The organism is Kaistia granuli DSM 23481 (genome assembly GCF_000380505.1).
In the GTDB taxonomy this organism is placed as follows: Bacteria; Pseudomonadota; Alphaproteobacteria; order Rhizobiales; family Kaistiaceae; genus Kaistia; species Kaistia granuli.
On record NZ_AQYH01000005.1, the window covers coordinates 308,409 to 326,752 of the forward strand.

Here is an 18,344-nt window from a genome sequence, read left to right on the forward strand (position 1 = left end):
GGAAGAGCGCCCGATCCTCCCCGCCATGCACCGCCTCCATCATCCTGATGTGCCCGGCGGAGCCGGGCCTCGAAAGGACGCAGGGACGGACATCCCGCCTCGAAACAAAAAGAGCCCCCTCCGGAGAGGGGGCTCTTGAAAGCATCGAAGGCCGAAAGTCTCAGACCCAGCCGCCGTCGACGATGTAGGACTGGTTGGTGCAGCCCGATGCCTCGTCGGAGGCGAAGAACAGCACCGGCTTGGCGATGTCGTCCGGGAAGAGCTTGCGCTTCAGGCACTGCTTCGCCATCAGATCGGCCTCGGCTTCCGGCGTCAGCCAGAGGTCGATCTGGCGCTGCGTCATGATCCAGCCGGGGACGACCGAGCAGACGCGGATGTTGAACGGGCCGAGGTCGCGCGCCAGGCCGCGGGTCAGCCCCTGCACGGCCGACTTCGCCGAGGTATAGGCCGGCATGCCGCCCTGGCCGATCATCCACGAGGTCGAGCCCATGTTGATGATGGCGCCGTTGCCCGCCGCCTTCATGTCCTCGACCACGGCCTGCGCCGCGAAGAACTGGTGGCGGATGTTGACCTGGTAGCGCTCGTCCCAATATTCCGGCGTCACGTCTTCCAGCTTGTGGCGCTGGTCGTGCGCGGCGTTGTTGATCAGGATGGTGATCGGGCCGAGCTTTTCGCGCACGTTCGAAATCGCCTGGCGGAGTGCCGCGATATCGCGCAGGTCGCATTTCTCGAAATGCACGGTGCCGCTGGCCGACAGTTCCTTCACCAGCGCCTCGGAGGCCTCGGCATTGATGTCGAGGAAGCCGACCTTCGAGCCCTGGGCGACGAAGTGGCGAACGATCGATTCGCCGATTCCGCTGCCGCCGCCGGTGATGAGCACGGTCCGGCCCTTCAGGCTCGGATAGATGGCGCCGCTGGTCATGAGTGTTTCCGTCCCTGGCTTGTCTCGCGGCGCGCGGCCGCGCTGAACTCGTGTGGAATGCTTGCGCTGTCTGCAAGACGCCGGTCGCCCGGCCCGCGCTTGTTCTAAGCCAAAGGCCGAAGGAGCGGAACCAAAATCTGAGGGGCGCACGTCAGGGGGAAGGTTGTCCGTGCAATGTCTGGTTCAAGCCTCTGTGAGGTGACGGAATCTCCTATAGATCATCCAGAGAGATGACATTTGGCGCGATCGACAGGCTCCCCAGCATCTGCCTAACTACATCAACAACCGACCCTGGTACGATTATCCTTCGCACCAGCTCGATCAACGGTATCCCGCCAAGGCCTGGAAGAGCGAGTGTCGCATCGAGCATGTCGACCTCGCCGAGGCCCGACTCAATCTTCCTTCCGAAAAAATCGCTGTCGATTTCGAGTAGTTTGTCTCTCTCTTCTTGCCTAAGCGGGCGGGTAACTTCATTTCCGTCAATCACAAATGAGCTGGCGATCCGCCATTCGCGCTGCTTGTAGTAATCAAGTAAAATCTCATGCTTTAAGTTGTCCGCGGGATAAAACATGCCTAAGATGGATTCTAGAACATTATTTAAGTCTTGTAGTGGCGTGATACCAAATTTAACCGCATCGATAAAATTTGACGCCTCGCGACTATGGATTGTGTAGTGCCCCTTCAGCTCTGGGTTGTCATTGAAAGATAGGTTTATACTTATATTATCTGCGACGGGTGTATCTCCGTTCAATGCGCTGTCGATGACGGCCAGCCTGTTAACTAGCGCCTTAGCATCCATTATCCCGGCTAGGAGTGCGACACCTATGGCGTTTCCGTTGTGCCTCTCTATTGGCTGAGGTAGATAAAAAACAGGAACTGCACCCAATCTGCGTGCATCTATGGCACTAAATTCAAGCGAGAATTGACCAAATAATCCAGAGTGATTCTCTAGATTGGATGGATGCAATTCTGTGAAGCAAATTCGCTTCTGCAGAATTGGGAATGGACGATCTTGTCCGTTTGACAGGGGCTGGTTCCATACGATGTATTCGGGAACCAGCAGGAGACCAATGTCCCTAATGGAAGAAAGGATCGCCAATCCCTTCTCCAACTCATTGAGGCCTGCCGCGCCACGACGTGGAAATGAGTGGTAAAAGAATCTTTCTTCGGTCACCAAGATCGCTAATTCCACTTGCTGTCAGGATGTTTCGCTTATCTGCCGATAAAGGCATATTGCAAGTGGATTTGCAGTGTTGAGCGGAGAAGGCGGTTCGGCGCATACTACGGCGCCCTCACCCCGCGAACCGTTTCGCCCCGAACACGCAGGCGATGACCGCCAGTGTCGTCGCGAACATGGTGGCCGTTACCGGCTCGCCGAGCAGCCAGGCGGCGAGCGCCAGGCCCATCAGCGGCTGCAGCAATTGCAATTGGCCGACCGCGGCGATGCCGCCCAAGGCCAGGCCGCGATACCAGAAGACGAAGCCGATCAGCATGCTGAACAGCGAGACATAGCCGAGGCTGAGCCAGGCCGGCGCCTCGACGGCGGCAAGGCTCGCCGGCCAGGTGAGAAGCGCGAGCGCCAGCATCACCGGCAGCGACAGCACCAGCGCCCAGGAGATCACCTGCCAGCCGCCGAGCCGGCGCGAAAGCTTCCCGCCCTCGGCATAGCCGAGGCCGCAGACGAGGACGGCCGCCAGCATCAGGAGATCGCCGGCGGGCGAGGCCGAGAGCCCCTGCGCAAGCGCGAAGCCGGCAACGGCGGCGCTGCCCAAGAGCGAGAACAGCCAGAAGGCCGGCTTTGGCCGTTCGCCGCCGCGCAGCACGCCGAAGATGGCGGTGGCGAGCGGCAGCAGGCCGATGAAGACGATCGAATGGGCCGAGGTGACGTGCCGCAGCGCCAGCGCCGTCAGCAGCGGGAAGCCGACGACGACGCCGAGCGAAACGATGGCGAGCGGCACCAGGTCGGCGCGGGCCGGGCGCTTCTGCTGGAACGCCAGGAGCAGGGCGGCCGCGATCAGGCCGGCGATCGCGGCGCGGGCGACCGTCAGGAAGACGGGATCGAATTGCAGCACGGCGAGCCGCGTCGCGGGCAGGGAGCCCGAAAAGATCGCCACCCCGATGAAGCCCGAGATCCAGCCGCTGGTTGCCCTGTCCATATCCGTCACTCCGTCACGCTCTGCCCGCTCCGCCGACCGCTCTATCGCGCGCGGGGGCTGTCGCGGCCAGTCACGGAGCGATACAGTTGGGCCAAACTGTTATGGTGACAGGAACCGAACGGATGGATGACGAAGCGGGAGAGGGCACGCGGACGGCGCGGGTGATGGCGGCGATCCGGCGGCGCGTCGCCCATCGCGGCCTGCCGGCAGGCGCAAAGCTTCCGTCGATCCGCTCGCTGGCGCGCGAGCTGCAGGTTTCGACTTCGACAGTGGTCGAGGCCTATGAGCGGCTGGTCGCCGAGGGGCTGGTGCGATCGCGGCCGGGCTCCGGCTTTTTCGTCGCCAGCCCCGCCGCGCCGCTGGCGCTGTCGGCGATCGGGCCGAAGCTCGACCGCGCCATCGATCCGCTCTGGGTGTCGCGCCAGTCGCTCGACGCCGGCGATAGCGATCTGAAGCCCGGCTGCGGCTGGCTGCCGCCTGCCTGGCTGCCGGAGGATGTCATGCGGCGGGCGCTCAGGACGCTGTCGCGCGCCGATGGCGCGGCGCTGTTCGACTACGGCACGCCGCTCGGCCTGCCGCCGCTTCGGCAATGGATCGCGCGGCGCCTGGCCGACAAGGGCGTCGAGGCGTCGCCGCAGCAGATCCTGCTGACGGAATCGGGCACGCAGAGCATCGACATGCTCTGCCGCTTCCTGGTCGAGCCCGGCGACGTCGTGCTGGTCGACGACCCCTGCTATTTCAATTTCCAGGCGCTGCTCAGGGCGCATCGGGTGACGATCGCCGGCGTGCCCTGGACGCCGAACGGGCCGGACGTGGAGGCGTTTGCCAGGGCCTGCGCCGAGGCGAAACCGCGGCTCTACATCACCAATTCGGCGATCCACAATCCGACCGGCGCGACGCTGTCGCCGGCGACGGCGCACCGGATCCTGAAGCTCGCCGAGCAGCATGGTCTGACCATCGTCGAGGATGACATCTTCGCCGATTTCGAGACGGCACCGGCGCCGCGCCTCGCCGCCTTCGACGGGCTGGACCGGGTGATCGAGATCGGCTCGTTCTCGAAGACGCTCTCCGCCTCGGCCCGCTGCGGCTTCATCGCCGCGCGGCCGGACTGGATCGACGGGCTGGTGGATCTGAAGATCGCGACCTCGTTCGGCGGTGGCCGCTTCAACGCCGAGCTGGCGCTCGCCGTGCTGCGCGACGGCAGCTATCGCAAGCATCTGGAGGGATTGCGGCTGCGGCTTGCGCGCGCCATGGCGGAGGTCAGCGCCAGGCTGCGCGAGCTCGGCCTGGTGCCCTGGTTCGAGCCGCAGGCCGGCATGTTCCTCTGGTGCCGTCTGCCCGGGGGGATCGACGCGTCCGACGTCGCCAAGGCTGCGCTGCCGCAGGGCGTCGTGCTGGCGCCCGGCAATGTGTTCAGCGTTTCGCAGACGGCGCGCGACTATCTCCGCTTCAACGTCTCGCAATGCGCCGATCCGCGCATCTTCGAGGTGCTGAGGACGACGATCCGGCAACTGGCCTAAGCGTCTCGCCGCCGCTCGGCCGGCGCGGTCCGGCTTGACGAGGGCGGTCGTCGACGCGGACGTCAAAGCGGCCGGGCGGGTGGATGGAAACGCGCAAGCCGACACCATGTTCAAGGGAGGGCGCCGCCGGACGTCGGAGGGGCCGTCGCCGGGCGCGTGCTGCAGGGGAACGCTGGCGGAGCCTATGTGCCGAGCGTGACCCTGCAATCGGACTCCGGACAGAGAAGGACACCCAAATGACCCTCAACATCAACGATATGGCTCCCGACTTCACCGCCGACACGACGATGGGCCGGATCGCGTTCCACGAGTGGCTCGGCAACTCCTGGGGAATCCTGTTCTCACACCCGAAGGACTTCACGCCGGTCTGCACCACCGAGCTCGGCTACATGGCGCGGCTGAAGCCCGAATTCGACAAGCGCGGCGTCAAGGTCATCGGCCTGTCGGTCGATCCGGTCGATCGGCATGCCGACTGGGCCCAGGACATCGCCGAGACGCAGGGTATGGCCCCGAACTTCCCGATGATCGGCGATCCGACGCTGGCGATCTCCAAGCTCCTCGACATGCTGCCGGCGACGGCGGGCGAGACGTCGGACGGCCGCACCGCCGCCGACAACCAGACCGTGCGCAATGTCTACGTCATCGGCCCGGACAAGAAGATCAAGCTGGTGATCTCCTATCCGATGACGACCGGCCGCAACTTCGACGAGGTGCTGCGGGTGGTGGATTCGCTGCAGCTGACCGCCAGGCACCGGCTGGCGACGCCGGTCAACTGGCAGCCGGGCGACGACGTCATCATCGCCGGCTCGGTCTCGAACGACGAGGCGAAGCAGCTCTATCCGCAGGGCTGGAAGGAGCCGAAGCCATATATCCGCATCGTGCCGCAGCCCGTCCTGACCTGAGACGGCCGGATCGACGGGGACGCCAGGGCGCGTCCCCGTCGCCTCTCCCGTGAACGCGCTTCGCTCTCACCCGGCGTTCCGCCTCCGGCACGCTGCCTTGGACAACGGGATTCTGCATGAGCGCTTCCCATAAACCCCGCATCGCCGTTCTCGGCGCGACCCGGCGTGCGCCGGGTCGGTTTCTGGGCCAGACCGCCACCGTCAGGTGAGGGCCAGTTCGGCGCCTGGCTTCGCCGTGACCGGCACGCGCAGATAGTGGACGCCGTTGCTCTCGGCTTCCGGAAAGCGCCCGGCGCGGATGTTGACCTGGATCGACGGCAGCAGCAGCGTCGGCGCGGCGAGCGTCGCGTCGCGTGCCTCGCGCATGGCGACGAACTCGTCCTCGCCTGCCTCCGCTCCGACATGGACATTGGCAGCGCGCTGTTCCGCCACCGTCGTCTCCCAGGCATAGTGATCGCGGCCCGGCGCCTTGTAGTCGTGGCAGAGGAAAAGCCGCGTCTCGCCCGGCAGGCTCAGCAGGCGGCGGATCGAGCGGTAGAGCGTGCGCGCGTCGCCGCCCGGGAAATCCGCCCGCGCCGTGCCGTAGTCCGGCATGAACAGCGTGTCGCCGACAAAGGCGGCATCGCCGATCCGGTAGACGATGTCGGCCGGCGTATGGCCGGGCGTGTGCATCACCTCGAATTCGAGCTCGCCGAGCGGGAAGCGCTCGCCATCGGCGAACAGCCGGTCGAAATCGCTGCCATCCGTCCTCAGCTCGGCCAGGTTGAACAGCGGCCGGAAGATCTTCTGCACGTCCTTGATGTGCTCGCCGATGCCGATCGCCGCTCCCGTCTTCGCCTTGATGTAGGGCGCGCCGGAGAGGTGGTCGGCATGGGCATGCGTCTCCAGCGCCCAGACGATGGTGAAGCCTTCCGCCGCCGCGGCGGCGAGGATGGCGTCGACCGAGCCGACATCGACCGTGCCGGAACGGTGGTCATAGTCGAGCACCGGATCGATGACCGCCGCCTGGCGGGTGGCGGGGTCGGCAACGAGATAGCTGATCGTGTTGGTCGGTTCGTCGAAGAAGGCCTGGATGATGGGCAAGCCCGGGGAAGGGACCTGGGTGGATGGCATGACACGCTCCTTTCGTTGGTGGCTTGACATATATATTAGCAATATCTAATTTAGCAATCACTAATGTAACAGGGAACGCCGGCATGCCTTCCGCCATCGATCTCGTCACCACGGATTTCATCACCATGGACCTGACCAATATGGATCTTGCCGCCTTCGAAGCCAACGCGATGGAGGTCGCCGATCTCCTTCGCACGCTCGGCAACGAGCGGCGGCTGATGGTGTTGTGCAAGCTGGTTGAGCTGGGCGAGATGACCGTTGGTGCGCTCGCCGAGGCGGTCAGCCTCAGCCAGTCGGCCCTGTCGCAACACCTCGCCAAGATGCGGGACGAGGGTGTCGTCGCCTTTCGTCGCGACGGCCAGACGCTCTGGTACCGCATCGCCGACCCTCGCATCGAGGAATTGATGGCGGTGCTGCACCGGCTCTACTGCCGGCAGCCTTCCGCTAAGTAACCCCTGGATCCCAAAGGAAAAATCATGTCGTTGTCCCCGATTCTGCCCACCCGGGCGAAGGAACTCATCGCCGCCGGCGCCGTTCTCGTCGACATCCGCGATGCGGATGAATACCGCCGCGAGCACATAGCCGGTGCGCGGCTGCGGCCGCTGTCGACGCTCACATCCCTCGATGTCGAGCCGGGCCGCGTTGTCATCTTCCAGTGCCGCTCCGGTGCCCGCACCACGGCGCATGCCGACAGGCTGGCCGCGGCGGCCGCCAGCGAGGCCTACCGTCTCGAAGGCGGGCTCGATGCGTGGAAGAAGGCCGGTCTTCCGGTCGTCGCCGACAAGCGCCAGCCGCTCGAACTGATGCGCCAGGTCCAGATCGCCGCCGGCAGCCTGGTACTGATCGGGGCGGCGCTCGGCGCCTTCGTGCATCCGGGCTTCTATGCCCTGTCCGCTTTCGTCGGCGCCGGCCTCGTCTTCGCCGGCGTTTCCGGCACTTGCGCCATGGCGCGCATCCTGCGCCGCATGCCGTGGAACCGGCCGGCCTCGACGGCAACCGCGTAAACAGGGGGACAGGCCATGACCATCCTGCTTTCGGACATCCTGGCGTCCGGCTTCGGCTCGGTGGTCGGCTTTGTCCTGGCGCTCGTCGGCGGCGGCGGCTCGATCCTCGCCGTGCCGTTTCTCGTCTATGGCGTCGGCGTCGCCTCGCCGCATGTCGCGATCGGCACCGGGACGGTGGCGGTCGCGTTGAGCGCGCTCGTCAATCTGGGGCCACATTGGCGGGCCGGCCGGGTCAAGTGGCGCTGCGGCGCGGTGTTCGCCGCCGCCGGCGTTGTCGGCGCGCTGGCGGGGGCGGAACTGGCCAAGTCGATCGATGGCGAGAAGCTGCTGATGCTGTTCGGGGCGCTGATGGTGGTCGTCGGGCTCATCATGCTGCGCCGGCGCGGCGCTGTCGGCGATGCCGGCATCCGGCTGACCGCCGCCACCGCGCGCCATCTGCTGCCGCGCCTGATCGGCGCCGGCTTCACCGTTGGCGCGCTGTCCGGCTTCTTCGGCATCGGCGGCGGCTTCCTGATCGTGCCCGGCCTGATGCTGGCGACCGGCATGCCGCTCGCCTTCGCTATTGGCACCTCGCTGGTTGCGGTCAGCGCCTTCGGCGCGGCGACGGCGTCGAGCTATGCCGTGAGCGGATTGGTGGATTGGCGGCTGGCGGCGATCTTCGTGCTCGGTGGCCTGGTCGGCGGTCTCGGCGGCGCGGCGCTCGGCCGCCGGCTCGCCGGACGCAAGGCGTTGCTCGGCCAGGTCTTCGCCGGTGTGGTGATCACGGTCGGCATCTATGTCCTCATCCGCGGCCTGACCGGCTGAGCGGCCGGGCTGGTCGACGAATACGGCCGGCTGATCCATCCCGTCGCGATCGGGCAGGGCAGGCCGTTGTTTTCCGCCTCTGGTGGCGTCTCGACCTGGCGCATGTCGAGACGCCACGCCTTCCCTCGGGCATCGTGGCGCCTGTCTGCCGGCCGGGATGCGCCGCGATCAAGCGGCGGCGGGGTGCATCGGCGCGCCGGCACGGTTAAGGTCGCGCGGCGGGCGCATTCCGGCGCCCATGCCTCCTGCGGAAGACGAGACATCTCATGCTGACCGAACAGGGCGTCCTGCGCGCCTCCATCCTCGTGACCTTCGCGGTGGCGGCTTTCGGCATCGTCTTCGGCCTGCTGTCGGGCTCGTTCTCGATCGCCTTCGACGGCGTCTTCGCGCTGACCGACGCCGCCATGACGACGGTGGCGCTCGGCGTTTCCCACCTGATCGTCCAGTCGGCCAAGCGCGATGCGCTGTCGGGAAAGCTGCGCAATCGTTTCACGGTCGGCTTCTGGCATCTGGAGCCGATGGTGCTGGGTCTGAACGGCACCATCCTGATCATGGTCGCCATCTATGCGCTGATCAACGCGCTGCTTTCGATCCAGGCCGGCGGGCGCGAACTCGAATTCGGTTATGCCATCCTCTATGCCGCGACGACCTTGCTCGTCTGTCTCGGCATGGCGCTGTTCGACTGGCGGACCAACCGCCGGATCGAGTCCGACTTCATCAAGCTCGACATCCATTCCTGGCTGATGTCCGGCGCGATCAGCGGCGCGCTGCTGATCGCCTTCGCCATCGGCTATTCGGTCGAGGGCACGAAATATGACTGGGTCGCCCCCTATATCGACCCGGCCGTGCTGGCGCTGATCAGCCTTGCGATCATCCCGATCCCCATCGGCACCGTCCGCCAGGCGGTGGCCGACATGCTGCTTTTGACGCCGCCTGACCTCAAGGCGCATGTCGACCAGGTGGCGGCGGAGACGATCGAGCGGCATGGATTTCTCGGCTATCGCGCCTATGTCGCCAAGGTGGGGCGGGCCAAGCAGATCGAGCTCTATTTCATCGTTCGCAAGAACGGGCCAGCCAAACCGCTGGAGGCCTGGGACCGGATTCGCGACGAGATCGGCGAGGCGATCGGCGACGAAAGCCACAATCGCTGGCTGACCATCGCCTTCACCACCGACACCGGCTGGGCCGAGTAGCGCTTTTTTTTGCACGGCCTGTCGATTTCGGCGCCGCCGGATCGTTGAGACAGCGAGGACGGGGCGTTTTGGCGTCGTCCAGACATGCATTCGACGATCAGGAAAGGGAAGAAGCCATGGCCCATGATCAGATTCCCGAGGCATTGGTGCCGGCAGCGGAGCTGGCGGCGCGCAACCGGGCGCGCATTCTGAACGAGAGCGAAGCCTATCGGCAGGCGCGCACCGCACTGCTGGCGGAAGAGATCGAGTTGCGCCGCCATATCGAGCGGGTCGCCGCCATGCGACGGGCGTTGCCGCCCGGTGGACCGGTGACGAAGGACTACCGCTTCGAGGGCGAGGCGGGTCCGGTCGGCCTCGCCGACCTGTTCGGCGACAAGGATACGCTCATCGCCTACAGCTACATGTATGGCCCGCAGCGCAAGCGGCCCTGCCCGATGTGCACGTCGCAGATGAGCGCCTGGGACGGCGAAGCGGAGGATATCGGCCAGCGCGCCGCCTTCGTCATGATCGCCCGCTCGCCGATCGAGCGGCTCGTCGCCTTCAAGCAGGAGCGCGGCTGGAAGGCGCTGAAGCTGTTCTCCGACGCCAGCGGCGACTATACGCGCGACTATGTCGACCCCCAGGATGGCGATGCGCCTGGGCTCAACGTCTTCACCCGTCGCGATGGCACGATCCGGCATTTCTGGGCCGCGGAAATGGGCTTTGAGACGGCGGATCCCGGCCAGGATCCGCGCGGCGCGCCGGACACGATGCCGCTCTGGACCATGCTCGACATGACGCCGGAAGGCCGCGGCACCGACTGGTATCCGAGTCTCGAATATCGCTGAGGCCGAGCGGTTTCGAGCGCGGCGGATGCCGGGTAACGTGAAGCAGACGCAGCCGGACTAAGCCTTCGCCAGCCCCCCTCATCCCCGAGGAGCCTTCGATGCAATATGCCTGTCTGGTCCATGTCGACGGCACCGCGCTGGCGGCGCTGTCGAAGGAGGAGCAAGCGCGCCTCACCGACGAAACCATCGCGCATGACTGGGAGCTGCGGCGGAACAATCAGCTGATTCTGGCGCGGCCGTTGCAGCCGCCGGCGAGCGCCGCGATCGTGCGCGTGCGCGGCGGGCGCGCCACCGTCACCGATGGCCCCTACACCGAGGCCAAGGAGTTCCTCGGCGGCTTCCTGATCGTCGAGGCGGAGGACATGGCGGCGGCGGTCGCGATTGCCAGCGCCTGCCCGATGGCGCGCTTCGGCAGCATCGAGGTGCGGCCGCTGCTCGTCCAGACGCACAGCGTCACCGGCGAGGCGCGGCCGCTATTTGTCTGCGGCTATTCCAGTCCCTCGAACAGCGCCGTCGACAGGTAGCGCTCGGCGAAGGACGGGATGATGATGACGATGTTCTTGCCGGAATTGCCCGGCCGGGCCGCCACCTGTAGCGCGGCGGCGATCGCCGCACCCGACGAGATGCCGACCGGGATGCCCTCGACCTTGGCGACGAGCCGCGCCGTCTCCAGCGCCTCGGCACTCGGGATCTGCACGACCTCGTCATAGATCGAAGTATCGAGCACGGCCGGCACGAAGCCGGCGCCGATGCCCTGGATCTTGTGCGGCGACGGCGAGCCGCCGGAAAGCACCGGGCTCTCGGTCGGCTCGACGGCGATCACCTTGAGCGACGGCTTGCGCGGCTTCAGCACCTGGCCGACGCCGGTGATGGTGCCGCCGGTGCCGACGCCGGAGATCAAAATGTCGATGCCGCCATCGGTATCGTTCCAGATTTCCTCGGCCGTCGTCTCGCGGTGGATCGCCGGATTGGCCGGGTTCTGGAACTGCTGCGGGATGACGGCGTCGCCGATCTCCGCCTTCAGCTCCTCGGCGCGGGCAATCGCCCCCTTCATGCCCTTCGGCCCCTCGGTCAGCACCAGTTCGGCGCCGAGCAGCTTCAGCATCTTGCGCCGCTCGATCGACATGGTCTCCGGCATGACGAGGATCAGCCGGTAGCCGCGCGCCGCGGCGACGAAGGCCAGCGCGATGCCGGTATTGCCGGAGGTCGGCTCGATCAGGGTGGTCTTGCCGGGGACGATCTTGCCCTCGGCCTCGAGCGCGTCGACCATGGCGACGCCGATGCGGTCCTTGACGCTGGCGATCGGATTGAAGAATTCGAGCTTGGCCAAAAGGTTGGCGTCGACACCCCTCAGCTTCGCCAGCCGATCGAGCCGGACGATCGGCGTGTCGCCGACGGTGTCGGTGATCGAGGCGTAGATCTTGCCGCGTCCGCGCCTGTTCTTGGTTCCTTCGGCCATTCTGCGTCTCCTCAACCCTTTGATTTCAGACGGAAGCCTAGTCCAGCCGCGTGGCCCGGTCGAGCCTCCGCGTTCAACTGCCGGTGGAGCCGAAGCCGCCGGCGCCGCGCGTCGTCGCGGTCGAGAAATCGGCCACCACTTCGAAGCGCGGCCGCACCACCGGCACGAACATCATCTGGGCGATGCGGTCGCCCGGCTCGATGACGATCGGCGGCGTGCCGGCGGCGTTGCGGTTCCAGACGCTGACCAGGATCGGCCCGAGATAGTCGGCATCGATCAGTCCGGTCGAATTGCCGAGCACCAGACCTTGCTTGTGGCCGAGTCCGGAGCGGGGAAGGATCATCGCCGCGACGAACGGGTCGCGGATGAACAGCGCGAGCCCGCTCGGCACCAGCACGGCCGGCGAGCCCGCCTCGATCTCGAGGGCAGCGTCGATGGCGGCGCGCAGGTCGATCGCCGCCGCCATGTCGCTCTGATAGGCGGGCAGGCCCCAGGCTTCGAGGCGCGGGTCGAGCACCTTCAGTTCGATGGTCGGCTGGTGCGGCACGGCGCAGTCCTCATGCTTAACGAAACGATAACGGCAGGCTAACGCGATGGCGGGTCGTTAACCCGGATGGCAGCGGAGAAATCGGGGCTGTCGCCGGCGGCGATGCCGAGCGCGCTGATCGCGGCGCGGCGGCGGAAGTCGGCCTCGCTCAATCCGGTCTTAAAGCCTTGATTTTGATAGATATAGCCGGGCAAATAGCCGGACAGAAGGATGCGGTAATCGAAGGGCAGGGCCGGATCGAGCGCCCGTAGCAGGCGGAACACCACCGTCGTGCAGTTGGTGGTGACCGTATTGTAGAAGGTCGGCACCTTGGCCAGATGGTTGCCGGTCTCGACATAGGACCAGAACAATTCCTGCATGCCGGCCTTGGGCATGTCGATCCGGTAGCGATAGACGTCCTCGCCGCGGATATTGGTGCGAAGCCGGATGATGTCGCGCTCGTCGGCGGCGATCAGCGCCAGGTCGAATTCCTTGAAGAAGCCGCCGATCGACGAGAAGCTCTCGCCCTTTTCCTTGCGGATTTCTGCTGAGAAAACAACATGATCGCCGCCCTCGAAGCCGAAGGAGACGAGCGTGTGGGCAATCGCAGGGCCGGACCAGTAGGAGAGGAACAGGTCGACGCTCTCGACCTTGGAAAGGTCGTAGGTCCGCGTCTCCCAGCGCGGCGTGAACTCCGTCTCGGTCACCCAGTGGAAATCGCGGACGTTTTCCAATGTGACGATATCGCCGTCGCGCGTCCCGGTGACGATGTGCTCGACATCCGGCGCCCATTGATGGTCGAAGCTCGGCTTGATCGATGCCCACCAGACGCCGACGGCGACGAGCGCCAGCAGATAGGCGCCGCGCGCTATCCACGAACGCCTTGATATGTCTAGGAAAAGAATGGCGAGGGCAAAGACCGCCCAGACGCCGATGGCGATCTTCTTCGCCGTTTCCGGCAGCGGCAGCTGGTACCAGAATGCGAGGCCGACCAGCGCCGCCGTGGCGAGGATGACGAGCCAGAGAAGCAGCCGGCAGAGCCAGCGGAAGATCGTCGCGAGCGTGCGAATGGCCCCGTCCTTCCCGGTCAGGAGGTCTTCGAAATCTGTCCGGCGATCCAGTCGACGAGGCGGCGCGCCACCTCGTCCTTCGGCAGTTCCGGCCAGCTCTCCACGCCGGCCGCCGTCACCAGATGCACGGTGTTGGCGCTGCCGCCCATCACGCCGGTCGCCGGCGAGACGTCGTTGGCGACGATGACGTCGGAACCCTTGCGGCCGAGCTTTTTCTTCGCGTTCTCAAGTACATCGTCCGTCTCGGCGGCGAAGCCGACGACGAGGCCGGGGCGGCCTTCCTTACGGTGGGCGATGGTCGAAAGGATGTCGGGGTTCTCGGTCACATGCAGGGGCGGCACGTTGCCGCTGCCATCCTTCTTCAGTTTCGATGCCGCCTCATGCGCCGGCCGCCAGTCGGCGACGGCGGCGGCGAAGACGGCGATGTCGGCCGGCAGCGCGATCTCGACGGCGGCCAGCATGTCGCGCGCCGTCTCGACCCGGCGGACCGCGACGCCCGCGGGATCGGCCAAGCCGACCGGCCCGGCGATCAACGTCACCCGGGCGCCGGCCGCGGCTGCAGCGGCGGCGATGGCAAAGCCCTGCTTGCCGGAGGAGCGGTTAGCGATGTAGCGGACCGGGTCGATCGGCTCATGCGTCGGCCCGGCCGTCACCAGAACATGCTTTCCTGCCAAGGGCTTGCTTGCCGAAGGCGTGGCGTCGACGGGTGCTGTGTCCGTTCCGAAAAAGGCCTCGACGGCGGCGACGATGGCGAGCGGTTCCGACATCCGGCCGGTGCCGGCCTCGCCGCTCTCGGCCATCTCGCCGCGCTCGGGGCCGACAAAACGGATACTGTCGGCGGCGAGCTGCGCCATGTTGCGCCTCGTTGCCGGGTGCGACCACATCGCCGGGTTCATCGCCGGGGCGACGAGCACGGGCAGGTTCGTGGCCAGCAGCACGGCGCTGGCGAGGTCGTCGGCATGGCCGCCGGCCATCTTCGCCAGCAGATCGGCGGTCGCCGGCGCGACGATGATCAGGTCGGCCTCGCGCGCCAAGCGGATATGACCGACATCCTGCTCGGCCTCGCGGTCGAACAGTTCGGTATAGACCGTGCCGCCGGCAAGCGCGCCGGCCGCGAGAGGGGTGATGAACTCCGTCGCGCCGCGGGTCATGACGACCCGCACCTGGGCGCCGCGCTCCTTCAGGCGACGGATCAGGTCGAGGCTCTTATAGGCGGCGATGCCGCCCGCGATAACGAGAAGGATGCGCTTTTCCGCCAAATTCGTGTCGAAATCCGCCATGCTTCCTCTCCCCGATCCTCTCGACGCGGCCAGGGCCTGCGTCAGGTGAACGCATTCCAGGCGAGCAGGATGACCGCCAGCCAGACGCCGATCGTCAGCCAGCGATTGCCCCGTCCCTCGGCCCGGCCGATCGCTTCGACTGTCTCCGGCGACAGCGTCAGGCCGTCGCGCGTCGCGTCGCTCAATTGCTGGGCGATGCGGGCGCCATGCTGCAGCATGACGGGAAGCCGCGTCACGGCATGCCCGATTTCGCCAAGGCCGGTCGCGGCTTCCTCGAGCTTGCCGACGGGCCCGAGATTGCGCTCGATCCATTCGCGCACCACCGGCTCTGAGGCTTCCCACATGTCGAATTCCGGGTCGAGCGAGCGGGCGACGCCCTCGACGACGACCATGGTCTTCTGCAGCATCAAGAGTTCCGGCCGCGTCTGCATGTCGAACAGCTCGGTTACTTCGAAAAGCAGCGTCAGGAGGTTCGCCATCGAGATGTCGCTGGCCGGCTGGCCGTGGATCGGCTCGCCGATGGCGCGCAGCGCCTGGGCGAAATCCTCCGGCGCATGGCGGGCGGGGACGTAGCCGGCCTCCATATGCACTTCGGCGATGCGCAGATAGTCGCGGCGGATGAAGCCGTAGAGGATTTCGGCGAGGAAGCGCCGCTCGGCCCGGCCGAGCCGGCCCATGATGCCGAAATCGACGGCAACGACATCGCCGGCCGCGTCGACGAACAGATTGCCCTGGTGCATGTCGGCATGGAAGAAGCCGTCGCGCATGGCATGGCGGAGAAACGCCTGCATCAGCCGGCGGGCGACGGCCTTGAGGTCGTGGCCGGCGGCGGCGATGCCGGCCGGATCCGAGAGCTTGACGCCGTCGATCCATTCAAGCGTCAGCACGTCGCGCGCCGTCCGCGCCCAGTCGATCGTCGGCACGCGGAAGCCCGGGTCGCCCTGAGTCCTTTCCGCCATTTCCGACAGCGCGGCGGCTTCGAGGCGGAGGTCCATCTCCATCGAGACGGAACGCGCCAGCGTGTCGACGACGGCGATCGGCTTCAACCGCTGCATCGCCGGATCGATGCGATCGACCAGCCTGGCGCCGGCATAGAAGGTCTCGAGGTCGCGGCGGAAGCGCGAGCGCACGCCGGGGCGCAGCACCTTGACGGCGACGGCGCGCGTCGTGCCATCCGCCTCGACGATCTCGGCCTTGTGCACCTGGGCGATCGAGGCGGCCGCGATCGGCGGCGAGAATTGCGGAAAGATGACGTCGACGGGCTTGCCGAGATTGCGCTCGATCACGACCCGGGCGGCTTCCTCGCCGAACGGCTCGATCTCGTCGCGCAGCCGCCCGAGGGCGTCGGCGACGTCCTCGCCGACGAAATCCGGCCGCGTCGCCATGAACTGGCCGAGCTTCACATAGGAAGGGCCGAGCTTGTTGAGGGCGGCGGTGATGCGCTCGCCGCGATCGGCGACGGCGGCCGAGCGCCGCTCCATCAGGCGGCCGATGCGCACGCCGAGACGAGCGGGCGGCGGCACGTCCTCGATGTCGACGAGGCTGAACGCGCCTTCGCGCGCCAGAACGAAGCCGGCGGAGGCCAGGCGGAAAAGGGCGGCTATGCCGAGCGCCATTGCGTCAGATTTTCCAGCCCGAGTGGATGGCGGAGATACCGCCCGTCAGATTGCGATAGGAGACCTTCGAAAAGCCCGCCTGCCGGATCATCTCGGCGAAGCGCTCCTGATGCGGGAAGCGACGGATCGATTCGACCAGATAGCGGTAGCTCTCGGCGTCGCCCGCCACGACCTTGCCCATCGCGGGGATCAGGTTGAAGGAATAGAAGTCGTAGATCTTGTCGAGGCCGGGGACGTCGACGTCGGAGAATTCCAGGCAGAGGAAACGGCCGCCCGGCTTCAGGACGCGATAGGCCTCCTTCAATGCCTGGTCGATGCGAGGCACGTTGCGGATGCCGAAGGCGATCGTATAGGCGTCGAAGCGGTTGCTCTCGAAGGGGAGCTCCTCGGCATTGCCCTCGACGAAGGTGACGTGGTCGGCGAGGCCGCGCTTCGCAGCGCGCTCGCGGCCGACCTCGAGCATCGAGGCGTTGATGTCGCAGACAGTGGCGCGGGCGGATTTGTGCGAGCGCTCGACGATGCGGAACGAGATGTCGCCGGTGCCGCCGGCGACATCGAGCACCTCGAACGGCCGGTTGCGCGGCGGCGTCAGCCAGGACACCATCGCGTCCTTCCAGACGCGGTGCAGGCCGGCCGACATGAAGTCGTTCATCAGGTCGTAGCGCGACGCCACCTTATGGAAGACGTCATTGACCATGCCCTGCTTGGCATTGACATCGACGTCGCGGAATCCGAACGAGGCGCGGCCCTGCTCAGGGGTGTCGCCAAGAGTTTCGGTCGCCATGGCGTCCCACTCCTTATATTACGCTTGACCAGCCAGCGATCGCGCATGCGAGAAATCCCGCATGCTGGCGACAGCCGCCGCCCGATCTGAGAAAATCGAAGTCCTTGATACCTGATGCGCCATCGGCGCGCCACGGCCCCACCACCCGCAGAGTTGACGCAGCCTAAATGCCAGAGCTTCCCGAGGTAGAAACCGTCCGCAACGGTCTGGCGCCCGCCATGGAGGGCGCCGTGATCGATCGGCTCGAGCAGCGCCGGCCCGATCTGCGCTTTCCCTTTCCCGATCGCTTCGCCGAGCGGGTGACCGGGCGGCGCATCGAAGGCCTCGGGCGGCGGGCGAAATATCTGCTCGCCGATCTCGACGACGGCGCCGTCATCATCATGCATCTCGGCATGTCTGGCTCGTTCCGGATCGAGGAGGGGCGGGCGGGCGACAGCGAGACGCCGGGCGACTTCCACCATCCCCGCGGCAAGGCGCTGGCGCATGACCATGTCGTCTTCCATCTCTCGAACGGCAAGCGCGTCATCTATAATGACCCGCGCCGTTTCGGCTTCATGGACCTGGCGCCGCGCGCCGGGCTGACGAAGGCGCGCCATCTCGCCGGCCTCGGCATCGAACCGGTCGGCAATGAATTCGACGGCAAGCTGCTGCACGGCCTGTTCGAGGCAAAGAAGGCGCCGCTGAAGGCGGCGCTGCTCGACCAGAGCCTCGTCGCCGGCCTCGGCAATATCTATGTCTGCGAGGCGCTGCACATGTCCGGCCTGTCGCCAGAGCGCAGCGCCGGTTCGCTGACCGCCAAGGCAGCCGACCGGCTGGCGACCGCCATCCGCGACGTGCTCGGCGCGGCGATCGCGGCCGGCGGTTCGTCGCTGCGCGACCATCGCCAGGCCAATGGTGAGCTCGGCTATTTCCAGCACTCTTTTCGCGTTTACGACCGGGAAGGCGAACCGTGCCCGAACCTTGGTTGCTCCGGCGTCATCGAGCGCAAGGTGCAGTCCGGCCGTTCCTCCTTCTATTGCGCGACCTGCCAGAAATGAGGGGTTGAGGCCCCGGGCGGGCCGTCGCGGCCTTGAAGAGCGGCGGCGCGTCCTTTAGGCCAACGACATGTCGCTCCGCTGATTTGCCCTCGTCGGCAGGGGAGGGCGGCGACCCGGAAGCCAGGAGCGCG

The 18,344-nt window shown here is 66.4% G+C and carries 19 protein-coding genes; 9 read left to right on the forward strand and 10 right to left on the reverse strand.

Translation table 11 applies throughout. The features are described 5' to 3' along the window. Nucleotides 1-160: 160 nt before the first annotated feature. The 3 genes from G342_RS0107135 to G342_RS0107145 all read right to left on the reverse strand — a co-directional run bounded on the left by G342_RS0107135 (nucleotide 161) and on the right by G342_RS0107145 (nucleotide 3,078). The gene (locus G342_RS0107135) at nucleotides 161-922 is read right to left on the reverse strand and encodes an SDR family NAD(P)-dependent oxidoreductase (protein ID WP_018182431.1); all 762 of its coding nucleotides are present in this window, start codon (nucleotides 920-922) and stop codon (nucleotides 161-163) included. A 211-nt stretch (nucleotides 923-1,133) separates the two neighbouring features. Next, nucleotides 1,134-2,099 carry a hypothetical protein gene (locus tag G342_RS25630; RefSeq protein WP_198010749.1) on the reverse strand — a complete coding sequence of 322 codons (966 nt, stop codon included), beginning with the start codon at nucleotides 2,097-2,099 and terminating at the stop codon, nucleotides 1,134-1,136. 115 nt (nucleotides 2,100-2,214) lie between these two features. Then, entirely contained in the window at nucleotides 2,215-3,078 is an 864-nt protein-coding gene (locus G342_RS0107145; RefSeq protein ID WP_018182433.1) for a DMT family transporter, read from the reverse strand. A gap of 122 nt (nucleotides 3,079-3,200) precedes the next feature. Between G342_RS0107145 and G342_RS0107150 the strand changes: the two genes are divergently transcribed. Together G342_RS0107150 and G342_RS0107155 are read left to right on the forward strand one after the other, a co-directional pair. Further along, nucleotides 3,201-4,598, forward strand: coding sequence for an aminotransferase-like domain-containing protein (locus G342_RS0107150; protein ID WP_018182434.1), 1,398 nt, complete (start codon nucleotides 3,201-3,203; stop codon nucleotides 4,596-4,598). Nucleotides 4,599-4,834: 236 nt separating this feature from the next. Beyond that, nucleotides 4,835-5,500, forward strand: a complete 666-nt coding sequence (locus G342_RS0107155) for a peroxiredoxin (RefSeq protein ID WP_018182435.1) — start codon at nucleotides 4,835-4,837, stop codon at nucleotides 5,498-5,500. Nucleotides 5,501-5,701: 201 nt separating this feature from the next. Here G342_RS0107155 and G342_RS0107160 read toward each other — a convergent pair whose 3' ends face one another. Continuing rightward, on the reverse strand, nucleotides 5,702-6,613 hold the full coding sequence (locus G342_RS0107160; RefSeq protein ID WP_018182436.1) for an MBL fold metallo-hydrolase: 912 nt from the start codon (nucleotides 6,611-6,613) through the stop codon (nucleotides 5,702-5,704). Between the two features lie 125 nt (nucleotides 6,614-6,738). Here G342_RS0107160 and G342_RS0107165 point away from each other — a divergent pair, with 125 nt between their 5' ends. From G342_RS0107165 to G342_RS23530, 6 genes are all read left to right on the forward strand, one after another. After that, the gene (locus G342_RS0107165) at nucleotides 6,739-7,065 is read left to right on the forward strand and encodes an ArsR/SmtB family transcription factor (RefSeq protein ID WP_026304210.1); all 327 of its coding nucleotides are present in this window, start codon (nucleotides 6,739-6,741) and stop codon (nucleotides 7,063-7,065) included. Nucleotides 7,066-7,089: 24 nt separating this feature from the next. Next, the gene (locus G342_RS0107170) at nucleotides 7,090-7,617 is read left to right on the forward strand and encodes a rhodanese family protein (protein ID WP_018182438.1); all 528 of its coding nucleotides are present in this window, start codon (nucleotides 7,090-7,092) and stop codon (nucleotides 7,615-7,617) included. A gap of 15 nt (nucleotides 7,618-7,632) precedes the next feature. Further along, nucleotides 7,633-8,421 carry a sulfite exporter TauE/SafE family protein gene (locus tag G342_RS0107175; protein ID WP_018182439.1) on the forward strand — a complete coding sequence of 263 codons (789 nt, stop codon included), beginning with the start codon at nucleotides 7,633-7,635 and terminating at the stop codon, nucleotides 8,419-8,421. A gap of 266 nt (nucleotides 8,422-8,687) precedes the next feature. Next, on the forward strand, nucleotides 8,688-9,614 hold the full coding sequence (locus G342_RS0107180; RefSeq protein WP_018182440.1) for a cation diffusion facilitator family transporter: 927 nt from the start codon (nucleotides 8,688-8,690) through the stop codon (nucleotides 9,612-9,614). Nucleotides 9,615-9,730: 116 nt separating this feature from the next. Further along, nucleotides 9,731-10,441, forward strand: a complete 711-nt coding sequence (locus G342_RS0107185; RefSeq protein WP_018182441.1) for a DUF899 family protein — start codon at nucleotides 9,731-9,733, stop codon at nucleotides 10,439-10,441. A 98-nt stretch (nucleotides 10,442-10,539) separates the two neighbouring features. Next, nucleotides 10,540-10,965 carry a YciI family protein gene (locus tag G342_RS23530; protein WP_018182442.1) on the forward strand — a complete coding sequence of 142 codons (426 nt, stop codon included), beginning with the start codon at nucleotides 10,540-10,542 and terminating at the stop codon, nucleotides 10,963-10,965. Here the strand turns inward: G342_RS23530 and cysK are convergent. From cysK to ubiE, 6 genes are all read right to left on the reverse strand, one after another. Further along, a complete protein-coding gene (gene cysK, locus G342_RS0107195; RefSeq protein WP_018182443.1) occupies nucleotides 10,929-11,900 on the reverse strand; it encodes a cysteine synthase A in 972 nt (323 codons plus the stop codon). The genes G342_RS23530 and cysK overlap by 37 nt on opposite strands. Nucleotides 11,901-11,973: 73 nt before the next feature. After that, entirely contained in the window at nucleotides 11,974-12,447 is a 474-nt protein-coding gene (gene dut / locus G342_RS0107200) for a dUTP diphosphatase (RefSeq protein ID WP_018182444.1), read from the reverse strand. 38 nt (nucleotides 12,448-12,485) lie between these two features. Then, on the reverse strand, nucleotides 12,486-13,496 hold the full coding sequence (locus G342_RS0107205) for an Lnb N-terminal periplasmic domain-containing protein (RefSeq protein ID WP_026304211.1): 1,011 nt from the start codon (nucleotides 13,494-13,496) through the stop codon (nucleotides 12,486-12,488). Nucleotides 13,497-13,513: 17 nt separating this feature from the next. Continuing rightward, complete coding sequence (gene coaBC / locus G342_RS0107210) at nucleotides 13,514-14,776, reverse strand: bifunctional phosphopantothenoylcysteine decarboxylase/phosphopantothenate--cysteine ligase CoaBC (protein WP_018182446.1); 1,263 nt, start codon at nucleotides 14,774-14,776, stop codon at nucleotides 13,514-13,516. 41 nt (nucleotides 14,777-14,817) lie between these two features. Beyond that, nucleotides 14,818-16,392, reverse strand: coding sequence for a 2-polyprenylphenol 6-hydroxylase (ubiB, locus tag G342_RS0107215; RefSeq protein WP_018182447.1), 1,575 nt, complete (start codon nucleotides 16,390-16,392; stop codon nucleotides 14,818-14,820). Between the two features lie 4 nt (nucleotides 16,393-16,396). Further along, on the reverse strand, nucleotides 16,397-17,176 hold the full coding sequence (ubiE, locus tag G342_RS0107220) for a bifunctional demethylmenaquinone methyltransferase/2-methoxy-6-polyprenyl-1,4-benzoquinol methylase UbiE (RefSeq protein WP_018182448.1): 780 nt from the start codon (nucleotides 17,174-17,176) through the stop codon (nucleotides 16,397-16,399). A gap of 167 nt (nucleotides 17,177-17,343) precedes the next feature. Here ubiE and mutM point away from each other — a divergent pair, with 167 nt between their 5' ends. After that, nucleotides 17,344-18,213: a bifunctional DNA-formamidopyrimidine glycosylase/DNA-(apurinic or apyrimidinic site) lyase gene (gene mutM / locus G342_RS0107225; RefSeq protein ID WP_026304212.1), complete on the forward strand. Its 870-nt coding sequence runs from the start codon at nucleotides 17,344-17,346 to the stop codon at nucleotides 18,211-18,213. Nucleotides 18,214-18,344 lie beyond the last annotated feature (131 nt).